The 10,538-nt window shown below is 63.8% G+C and carries 5 protein-coding genes and 3 rRNA genes; 5 read left to right on the top strand and 3 right to left on the bottom strand.

Features of this window, described 5'->3' with window-relative positions; genetic code table 11:
• Positions 1 to 206: 206 nt before the first annotated feature.
• From VK923_03450 to VK923_03430, 5 genes are all read left to right on the top strand, one after another.
• Positions 207 to 440, top strand: coding sequence for a hypothetical protein (locus tag VK923_03450; protein ID HSJ43720.1), 234 nt, complete (start codon positions 207 to 209; stop codon positions 438 to 440).
• Between the two features lie 281 nt (positions 441 to 721).
• Positions 722 to 2,270, top strand: a 16S ribosomal RNA gene (locus VK923_03445).
• A gap of 338 nt (positions 2,271 to 2,608) precedes the next feature.
• Positions 2,609 to 6,388 (top strand): 23S ribosomal RNA (locus VK923_03440).
• Positions 6,389 to 6,497: 109 nt separating this feature from the next.
• A 5S ribosomal RNA gene (rrf, locus tag VK923_03435) occupies positions 6,498 to 6,614 on the top strand.
• The 16S, 23S and 5S rRNA genes sit together here, the layout of an rRNA operon.
• Before the next feature lie 119 nt (positions 6,615 to 6,733).
• Positions 6,734 to 7,444, top strand: a complete 711-nt coding sequence (locus VK923_03430; protein ID HSJ43719.1) for a tetratricopeptide repeat protein — start codon at positions 6,734 to 6,736, stop codon at positions 7,442 to 7,444.
• Here the strand turns inward: VK923_03430 and VK923_03425 are convergent.
• Genes VK923_03425 through VK923_03415 form a run of 3 tightly spaced genes read right to left on the bottom strand, consistent with a single transcriptional unit; the run spans position 7,402 to position 10,534 of the window.
• Positions 7,402 to 8,349 (bottom strand): MBL fold metallo-hydrolase, encoded by a 948-nt coding sequence (locus VK923_03425; GenBank protein ID HSJ43718.1) that lies wholly within the window; start codon positions 8,347 to 8,349, stop codon positions 7,402 to 7,404. The two genes, VK923_03430 and VK923_03425, sit on opposite strands and share 43 nt — an antisense overlap.
• Positions 8,346 to 9,572 carry an AI-2E family transporter gene (locus VK923_03420; protein ID HSJ43717.1) on the bottom strand — a complete coding sequence of 409 codons (1,227 nt, stop codon included), beginning with the start codon at positions 9,570 to 9,572 and terminating at the stop codon, positions 8,346 to 8,348. The genes VK923_03425 and VK923_03420 overlap by 4 nt, the downstream gene beginning before the upstream one ends.
• Positions 9,569 to 10,534, bottom strand: coding sequence for an alpha/beta hydrolase (locus VK923_03415; GenBank protein ID HSJ43716.1), 966 nt, complete (start codon positions 10,532 to 10,534; stop codon positions 9,569 to 9,571). The genes VK923_03420 and VK923_03415 overlap by 4 nt, the downstream gene beginning before the upstream one ends.
• Positions 10,535 to 10,538 lie beyond the last annotated feature (4 nt).

Raw genomic sequence — 10,538 nt, 5'->3', positions numbered from 1 at the left:
CATAGGAGTCTCAGCCGCGGGCACCGCGCCGCGCCTGTGAGATTCGTGGGCCGTCCTACCTCCTCTCTCCTACCTCCAATCTCCTATCTTCTCCCCCTTGACAGCCCTATCCCCCTGTGTACTTTGCCGCGTACCCGCCTGGGAACAGGGCTTTTGTGCAATTTCGGCCCTGCGAAACCCGCTCACGTCTCACAGGAGAATCTGGAATGGCGGATGTGATGGCTGTGCCGGCGTTCGGCGAGGATCTGGAGCTTCTTGGCTTCGAGGGGCGCTTCGACGAGCCGGAGGACGGGGAAGAGTGGGACGAGGGTAGTGACGACTGGGAGGAAGAGGAGGAGGAAGAGGACGACGACTGGGATGAGGATGATGACGAGGACTGGGAGGAGGAGGACGACGACTGGGAGGATGGCGACGACTGGGAGGAAGACGACGACGAGTAGGTCGTCGCGGGACCCAGCCTGGTCCCGTCCGGAGCGGCCCTGAGCGGGGTTGACGACAGGCGGCATTCGGCGTAGTTTTCTCTTCTTGCCGGCCGGCAGGACGCGGTCGGCTCGTTGTTTGATAATCCGGGTAGAGTGTTCGTGATGCCTCGGCGGGGAGTGCACCTTCTCCCTGTCGCCCGCGGCGTGGAAGCGCCGTGTGGAGCGGGCAATCAAAGGTCGAATTCTGAACGAAGTTGTAACTAGCTTCGTTGGTGAGCTGTTTGAGCTTTCTGGTGGTTTTATTGGAGAGTTTGATCCTGGCTCAGGACGAACGCTGGCGGCGCGCTTAACACATGCAAGTCGAACGGGCAGCCTTCGGGTTGTCAGTGGCGAACGGGTGCGTAACACGTGAGCAACCTGCCTGGAGTTGGGGGATAACCTCGGGAAACCGGGGCTAATACCGCATGCGCTCATCGGGTCGTATGGCCGGGTGAGGAAAGGAGCTTTCGGGCTCTGACTTCAGAGGGGCTCGCGGCGTATCAGCTAGCTGGTGGGGTAATGGCCTACCAGGGCGACGACGCGTAGGGGGTCTGAGAGGATGGCCCCCCACATTGGGACTGAGATACGGCCCAGACTCCTACGGGAGGCAGCAGTGGGGAATCTTGCGCAATGGCCGAAAGGCTGACGCAGCGACGCCGCGTGCGGGAGGACGCTTTTCGGAGTGTAAACCGCTGTCAGAGGGGACGAAGGCCCCTGGGAGGAAATGCCCTTAGGGGAGGGACGGTACCCTCAGAGGAAGCACCGGCTAACTCCGTGCCAGCAGCCGCGGTAATACGGAGGGTGCGAGCGTTGTTCGGAATTATTGGGCGTAAAGCGCGCGTAGGCGGCTCCTTAAGTCTCTTGGTGAAAGGCCGGGGCTCAACCCTGAGCATGCCGGGGATACTGGGGAGCTGGAGACAGGCAGAGGCCAGCGGAATTCCGGGTGTAGCGGTGGAATGCGTAGAGATCCGGAAGAACACCGGAGGCGAAGGCGGCTGGCTGGGCCTGATCTGACGCTGAGGTGCGAAAGCGTGGGGAGCGAACAGGATTAGATACCCTGGTAGTCCACGCCGTAAACGATGGAGACTAGATGCCGGGGGGATCGACCCCTTCGGTGTCGGAGCTAACGCGTTAAGTCTCCCGCCTGGGGAGTACGGCCGCAAGGCTGAAACTCAAAGGAATTGACGGGGGCCCGCACAAGCGGTGGAGCATGTGGTTTAATTCGAAGCAACGCGAAGAACCTTACCTGGGCTTGACATGCATGGGAAAGCCGGTGGAAACACCGGGCCTCCTTCGGGACTCATGCACAGGTGCTGCATGGCTGTCGTCAGCTCGTGTCGTGAGATGTTGGGTTAAGTCCCGCAACGAGCGCAACCCTCGTCCCTAGTTACCAGCGGGTAAAGCCGGGCACTCTAGGGAGACTGCCGGTGTCAAACCGGAGGAAGGTGGGGATGACGTCAAATCATCATGCCCCTTACGTCTTGGGCTGCACACATGCTACAATGGCTGGTACAGAGGGCTGCAATCCCGCGAGGGTGAGCGAATCTCATAAAGCCAGTCTCAGTTCGGATTGGAGTCTGCAACTCGACTCCATGAAGGCGGAGTCGCTAGTAATCGCGGATCAGCAACGCCGCGGTGAATACGTTCCCGGGCCTTGTACACACCGCCCGTCACGTCATGAAAGTCGGAAACACCCGAAGCCGGTGGCCCAACCCGCAAGGGAGGGAGCCGTCGAAGGTGGAGCCGGCGATTGGGACGAAGTCGTAACAAGGTAGCCGTACCGGAAGGTGCGGCTGGATCACCTCCTTTCTAAGGAGCCGAAATGGCGGCCATCACGGGCCGTCCAGCTCCGTGGATCACTGGCTAGTCGACCATCACGCTCCCGCGTCGCGCTGGGGGGATCGCCGTCCGCGGTGATTACGACCAGCAACGCGCGTCGAGCTCGAGTCGGACACACTGTGCAGCTTTGAAGGTCGCGGTACGCGCCTTCTACACGTGAGCTGCCCGCCTGCACCGCGGGCGGGCAGTGGCACGTAACGGGCTCCAATGCTGAACTGCCGGCAGGGACCAGCTCCCGATCGGCAAGCGGACACCCGGAGCACCGGCCACGGACCTTGAGAACTTCATAGCGAGCGCGAGCATCGTCTCGGCAAGTTGCAAAGGGCACCCGGTGGATGTCTAGGCGCTGGAAGCCGATGAAGGACGTTGCAGGCTGCGATAAGCCTCGGGGAGCTGCCAAGCAAGCACAGATCCGAGGATGTCCGAATAGGAAAACCTGGCACGGGTCATGCCGTGTCACTGCCACCCGAACACATACGGTGGTAGGGGGAACCAGGGGAATTGAAACATCTAAGTACCCTGAGGAAGAGAAAACAACAGTGATGCCCCCAGTAGTGGCGAGCGAACGGGGTAGAGCCTAAACCTCAATGGTGTAATAGCCAGCAGGCGTTGCCATTGGGGTGTCGTGGGACCTGACTGGAAGAGCTGCTGATCTTCCAGGGAGTTACAAAGCTCGCGGATAGCCGAATCATCTGGAAAGGTGATCCACAGAAGGTAAAAGTCCTGTAGGCGAAATCCGTCGAACCTCCCGTCAGTGCTCCCGAGTAGTGCGGAACCCGTGAAAGTCCGTACGAATCCGTGGGGACCACCCCATAAGGCTAAACACTCTCCAGCGACCGATAGCGGACAAGTACCGTGAGGGAAAGATGAAAAGTACCCCGGGAGGGGAGTGAAACAGTACCTGAAACCGCGTGCCTACAAACAGTTGGAGCTCGGCCTTCGGGCCGGGTGACAGCGTGCCTTTTGAAGAATGAGCCGGCGAGTTAGCGATCAGTAGCAAGGTTAACCGAATGACGGGTAGCCGCAGCGAAAGCGAGTCTTAACTGGGCGTCGAGTTGCTGGTCCTAGACCCGAAGCGAAGTGATCTATCCATGGGCAGGCTGAAGCACGGGTAAGACCGTGTGGAGGGCCGAACCCACCTAGGTTGAAAACTGGGGGGATGACCTGTGGATAGGGGTGAAAGGCCAATCAAACTTCGTGATAGCTGGTTCTCCCCGAAATGCATTTAGGTGCAGCGTTGTGCGTTCCGTATCGGAGGTAGAGCACTGTTTGGACGCAGGGGCCTACAAGCTTACTAACTTCAGACAAACTCCGAATGCCGATACGTCACAGCACGGCAGTGAGACTGTGGGGGATAAGCTCCATGGTCGAGAGGGAAACAGCCCAGATCGTCAGCTAAGGTCCCTAAATCATGGCTAAGTGGCAAAGGATGTGGGACGTCCCAGACAACCAGGAGGTTGGCTTAGAAGCAGCCATCCTTGAAAGAGTGCGTAATAGCTCACTGGTCAAGAAGTCCCGCGCCGATAATGTAACGGGGCTAAGCCATGTACCGAAGCTACGGCTTCGTGCCACAGACGCGAAAGCGGGCACGAGGGGTAGGGGAGCGTTGATGCGCGAGCGAAGCGGCGGGGTGACCCAGCCGTGGACGCGTGTGAAGTGAGAATGCCGGCATGAGTAGCGAAAGAGGGGGGAGGACCCCCTCCGCCGAATGTCCAAGGGTTCCTGGGGAAGGTTCATCCGCCCAGGGTAAGTCGGGACCTAAGGCGAGGCCGAGAGGCGTAGTCGATGGATAACAGGTTGATATTCCTGTACCGGTTCCAAGCCGCCAAAGACCGAGCCCAGTCTGCTAAGGAAACCCCTTCGGGGGCTACCGACCCGGCTGGTAGTAGGTCAGCGATGGGGTGACGCAGAAGGGTATGGCATCCCCGGCGATGGTAGCCCGGGGGTAAGTATGTAGGTCGTGGACCAGGTAAATCCGGGCCACACGAGACTGAGATACGACACCGACACGGATAGTGGAAGTGCCAAATCCCATGCTGCCTAGAAAAGCCTCTAGCGAGGATTGGAGCCGCCCGTACCCCAAACCGACTCAGGTGGACAGGTAGAGAATACCGAGGCGATCGAGCGAACCCTGGTTAAGGAACTCGGCAAATTGGCCCCGTAACTTCGGGAGAAGGGGTGCCCTTCGCGGTGTAGGACTTCGCGTCCGAAGCCGCAGGGGGCCGCAGTGACCAGGCCCAAGCGACTGTTTACTAAAAACACAGGTGCATGCGAAGTCGAAAGACGAGGTATATGCACTGACGCCTGCCCGGTGCTGGAACGTTACGTGGAGGGGTTAGCCTTTCGGCGAAGCCCCGAAACTAAGCGCCAGTAAACGGCGGCGGTAACTATAACCGTCCTAAGGTAGACCACTCTGTGTGCAGCAGAGTCTGCCCCTCGTCACCGTGAGGTGGCGAGTGCAGTTGGCTATATGCTGGAAACTCCGTGTATCCACAGGTACTCGGTCATGTCGATCGACACGTGACGTGCCGTCAGGCACAATCCGTGCGACATGGCAAGTGACAACCCGCGTGGTGCGGACAATCAGCAGGAAAGACCAGGACTCGAGCAGTGGGTCGTCGGCTTCGTCGACGGCGAAGGCCGTTCTCGATCAGCGTGGTGCGCAACGCCGTGTGCCGACTCGGCTGGCAGGTCCAGCATGAGTGTTCGGTGACACAGGCTGAGCCATCACTGTCGGCCGCTGGAGCTCCTCGTGGAGCACTTCGGCGTCGGACGACTGATCCTGATACCGTCGCGATGACGATCATCGGACACGGATGTGACGCTTCTTTGTGAAGCGCCGACGTGAGCTGATCGATGTCATCGAGCCGTTCTTCGAAGAGCACCCACTGGTCGCCGGAAAGCGATCGGACTTCGACAGATTCAGCGTGGTTCTGCAGATGCAGGACGCAGCGCATCTGACGATCGACGGTCTCAGTCGAATCGCTGCTCTGACGGAGCAGATGAATCGGCGACAGCGGTCTCGTTTCCCTGGAATCCTCAGAGGCCATACGCCAACCAACTCGTCCGACAACGAGTTGAAGATATGGTCCTAGCTTCATGGCGACATGGAGATGACTAGAGCGAAATTCCTTGTCGGGTAAGTTCCGACCTGCACGAATGGCGTAACGACTTGGGCGCTGTCTCGACCAGGGACTCGGCGAAATTGCAATATGAGTAAAGATGCTCATTACGCGCAGCAGGACGGAAAGACCCCGGGACCTTTACTGCAGTTTGATGTTGGGATCTGGTAGTGCTTGTGTAGGATAGGTGGGAGACTTCGAAGCCCGGACGCCAGTCCGGGTGGAGTCGCCCTTGGAATACCACCCTGGTACTACTGGGTTTCTAACCTCGGTCCGTTATCCGGATCAGGGACAGCGTCTGACGGGCAGTTTAACTGGGGCGGTTGCCTCCTAAAAGGTAACGGAGGCGCTCAAAGGTTCCCTCAGGCTGGTTGGCAATCAGCCATAGAGTGTAAGGGTACAAGGGAGCTTAACTGCGAGACTGACAGGTCGAGCAGATGCGAAAGCAGGACCTAGTGAACCGACGGTGGCAAGTGGGTGCGCCGTCGTTCAACGGCTAAAAGGTACCCCGGGGATAACAGGCTTATCTTCCCCAAGAGTCCATATCGACGGGAAGGATTGGCACCTCGATGTCGGCTCATCGCATCCTGGGGCGGGAGTACGTCCCAAGGGTTGGGCTGTTCGCCCATTAAAGCGGTACGCGAGCTGGGTTTAGAACGTCGTGAGACAGTTCGGTCCCTATCCGCTGCGCGCGCAGGAGACTTGAGAAGGGCTGCCCCTAGTACGAGAGGACCGGGGTGGACGTACCTCTAGTGTGCCGGTTGTCCTGCCAAGGGCATGGCCGGTTGGCTACGTACGGAAATGATAAGCGCTGAAAGCATCTAAGCGCGAAGCATGCTTCGAGATGAGGTCTCCCACTGATCAATCAGGTAAGGCCCCCTGTAGAACACAGGGTTGATAGGCCGGACGTGTAAGGCCAGCAATGGCTTCAGCTGACCGGTACTAATAGGCCGAGGACTTGCCACTCAAGATGCTCGCGCTCGCTATGAAGTTCCGAGGCCGGGACGGTCACGGAGCCTGGGCCCACGAGGCAGCGTGGGACCGGCTGCGTGAACACGAAGTGCATAGAGATCTGGTCCGCGGTCACAGCGGAGGGGGTACACCCGGATCCATTCCGAACCCGGAAGTTAAGCCCTCCAGCGCCGATGGTACTGCACGGGCAACTGTGTGGGAGAGTAGGTCGCTGCGGACCAATTCGTACCATTGCAACGCCGCCCGATCGTCGGGCGGCGTTGCGCGTTCCGACGTCGTGCGCCCGTCGTATGTGGCCCTTACGACAGCACATCAGCGCATGCCACGAGGTGATGCAGCATGCCCCCACCCAGACAGCCCGAACGGACGCGGCCGGGTCTGGCGCCTCCTGTCTATCGTGATCTGAAGGCCGCCAGTGGCGCCCAGCTCGACAAGGTCGCGGTCGCATTCACCGAGGCCAGCGAGGCGCTGGCCGACGGCGACCTGACCCGCGCGATCAGCGTGTTGACCGACGCGAAGGGTCGGGCGTCGCGCAGTACGGTCGTGCGGGAGTCGCTCGGCATCGCGCTGTACCTCGATGGGCAGTTCAAGGAGGCCGCCCGCGAGCTGGCGGCCTATCGGCGCATGTCGGACCGTCAGGACCAGAACCACCTGCTCGCGGACTGCGCGCGGGCGAACGGCCAGCCGGAGAAGGCCGAGGACCTCGTCGACGAGATGATCGCCGCAGACGTGTCCCCCGACCGCGTCGCCGAGGGGCTGCTGGTCGTCGCTGGTGCCCGTGCCGACGGCGGGGACCCCGATGCGGCGCTGGCCGCGCTGCACCGCATCGATCTGGAGCCCCGGAGGGTCGAGCCCTACCACCTGCGGCTGTGGTACCTCGCGGCCGACCTGGAGGAGCAGCGCGGTGATCCCGACGCCGCGACGAGCTACCTGCAGGCCATCGCTACGGTGGATCCGGAGTTCCTCGACGTGTCCGAGCGCCTGGCGGCGGCGGACGTCGATGACGGTCACTCCGTGGCGGACTCGGCCTCGAAGCGCGTGCGCCAGTAGCGCAGCAGCCCCATCGCGTTCAAGCGGAACCCTCCCAGGAGCTTCACCCGCTGCTCTGCCTCCCGGTCGTCGCGAGGCAGGACGATGTCGGCGGCGAACCGCCTCGCCAGCGTGTCGGCGACGTGGTCGAGCTCGTCGTGCTCGGCCACCGCGTCACGTGCGACCGCCGCCCAGGCGGCCAGCCGCTCGCTGGCGTCGGCGAGGCTGTCCTGGGGAGGATCGATCGCCCCGTAGTGGGCGAGGTAGACGCGCTGCGGGTCGAGGTCCCGGTACCGCTGCAACGTCGCCTGCGCCTGCTCGAGGTCGAAGTCCGGTGGTGGCGTGGCTGGCCGCAGCGGACCGGTGTCGGGCGTCCTGACACCGACGGAGTCACCGACGAACAGCGCCCCCGTGTCACTGTCCAGGGCGCTGATGTGGTGCTTGGCGTGTCCCGGTGTCGCGAACAGGTCGAGCACGCGCCCACCGCCGAGATCGAGCTGCGAGCGCTCACCGATCCCCACGATGCGGTCGGCTGCGATCGGTGTGCACTCGCCGTACACGACGTCCATCAGGTCGCCGTAGACCCGTCGGGAGCTGGTGTTGAGGCGGCTCGGGTCGACGAGGTGTGGAGCACCGATGCTGCTGACGACGATCGTGGCTGAGTCGAACGCGTGCGCGACGTCGCCGGCGCCGCCGGCGTGGTCGAGGTGGATGTGGCTCACGACCAGGTGTGCGAGGTCGTCGGGATCCAGACCCACCCGGGCGAGCGTGTCGATCACGCGGTCGACGGTGAGCGACGGTCCACACTCGATCAGGGCCGGCCGGGGCGCCTGGATCAGGAAGCCCGCGGTCACCTTCGACACGCCGGCCGTCCAGGTGTCGAGCTGCAGGATCCCTCCGGGCAGCTCCTCGACGTCGTCGGTCATGCCACGACCTCCTCGTCGCTCGTGCCCCCCGGCCTCCGGCCCGCATGCCCGTGACCGGGGTGCATGGAGTCGTCGGGTGCCCACGGGTCGGGCTCGAGGTCCGACGGGAGCGGCACGTCGCGCAGCTCGTCGATGAGCTCGTGGCGCCGGACGTACGTCGACAGCAGCGCCTGGATGACGGCCGTCGCTGGCAGCGCGAGCAGGGCGCCGACCGCACCGAGCAGGGTGCCACCGATGACGACGGAGAGAAAGGCAATCGCGGGGTGGACGTTCATCGTGGTGCTCTGGATCCGCGGCGCGACGACGTAGTTCTCGATCTGCTGGTAGGCGACCGCGAAGACCGCCACGAACAGGGCGTCGATCGGGTCATTGACGAACGCAACGAGGACCGCGGCGAGCGCACCGAGGTAGGTGCCGATCACCGGCACGAATGCGCTGGTCACGCCGATCCACACCGCCAACGGGATCGGGCTGGGCAGGTCGATCACGAAGAAGAAGGTGGCGTGCACGACAGCCGCGGCGACCGCCAGGAGGATGCGCGAGTAGATGTAGCCGCCGGTCTTGGCGACCGCGATCTCCCAGATCGCGAACATCTCGCGCTGGCGGTCGGGGGGCAGCGGCACCGCAAGCGCGCGCCGAAAGCGTGGCCCGTCGGCGACAAGGTAGAAGGTGAGCAGGCCGATCGTGGCCAGCTGGAACAGCAGCCCGACCGCCGTGCGCCCGAGGCTGACGACCTCGCTGGCGGCACCGAGCAGCACGTTGCGGAACTGCGTGGTCAGGCCGTCGCCGAAGGCCAGCAGCTCGCGTCGCAGGTCAGGGCTGGCGTTCAGGTCGATGCCCAGCGGCAGGCGTGACACGAGGTCGGCGTCGATCCGGTTGAGCATGTCGGGCACGTTGGCCGCCAGTTCCGTCAGCTGGGTGATGAACAGCGGCAGCATCAGCGCGAACGTCCCGACGAGGGTGAGAAGGCCGAACACGAACACGACGGAGGTGGCGAACACGCGGCGCATCCCGCGCCGCGACAGCCACTGGACGGCCGGTTCCATCGCGAAGGACAGGAACAGCGACACCGCGACCATGACCAGCACCGTCCGCAGTGCCCGGATGACGGTCAGTGTCGCGAATGCGATGACCAGGACGAGGACCAGGTTGGCCAGGCGGCGCGGTGTCAGCCAGACCGTCTCGGTGTGGCCGGTGTCGTGGGTCTCCACGGGGTCCCTCATGCCGGTGTCGCGACCGGCAGGTGCGGTCGGCGTCCGGTGTCGATCCGCTTGAGCAACTGTCCCACCTGCGCCACCACCCAGTCCGGTCGCTCCGCGGGCAACGTGTGCGTCCCGCCGTGGCAGACCGCGAGCTCGCCGTCCGGGGCCGCAAGGGCCAGGCTCGCCATGACGGGCAGTGGTGTCAACCGGTCGGCGTCGCCGGCCAGCGCGAGCAGCGGCACCTCCAGGGACGGAACGACGTCGGCGGCATCGTGGTGCTGCATGGCGCGGAGCATGGCCAGCAGGACGCCGACGTCGCGGGTGGACACGTGCTCGTAGTACGACGCCATGACCGCCCGTGGCGCTGCGGCGCTGGTGCCGCCGATCGCACGTGCCAGCATGTGGGGCACGGGGCTGCGCCACCAGGTGCGCCACGCGTCGCCCGCCCGGTCGGGACGGCGGTCGTGTGCGCGCGCCATCAGCTCCAGCGGCCCGATCCACGGCCGGGTCGCGCCGCGCGGCAGCGGTGCACCCGCCGCGCCGGCGACGGCGACGACCGCGGCGACGGTCGACCGTGGCAGACGACGTGCCGCCTCGAGCACGACCTGCACGCCGAACGAGTGCCCCACGAGCACGGCGGGCTCGGCGCCGGCGGCCCGCAGCACCGCCGCGAGGTCCTCCGCGAGGTGGCCGACGGTCGTCGCGTCCGGCCGGGCCGGTGCGTCGCTGCGACCGTGTCCGCGGTAGTCCCACTGCACGACCGGACGATCGGCCGCGAGATGCGCCGTCATCGCCGTCCAGTAGTGGGTCGAGCACGCGATGCCGTTGCACAGCACGACCGGCGTGCCCGCCGCGTGGGTGGCCGGTCCGTCGCGGCGCCAGGCGATCGCGGTGCCGTCCACACCCGCCGTGCAGCGCCAGCCGTCGTCGACCAGCACCGGCGCATCGTCCCCTGGAGGGGGCAGGGGTGGGCTCACGGTCATGGTC

The sequence above is a fragment of the Euzebyales bacterium genome (assembly GCA_035461305.1).
Classification (GTDB): Bacteria; Actinomycetota; Nitriliruptoria; order Euzebyales; family JAHELV01; genus JAHELV01.
The sequence above is the reverse complement of the archived record's forward strand: the minus strand, read 5'-3'. Positions and strand labels throughout refer to the sequence as shown.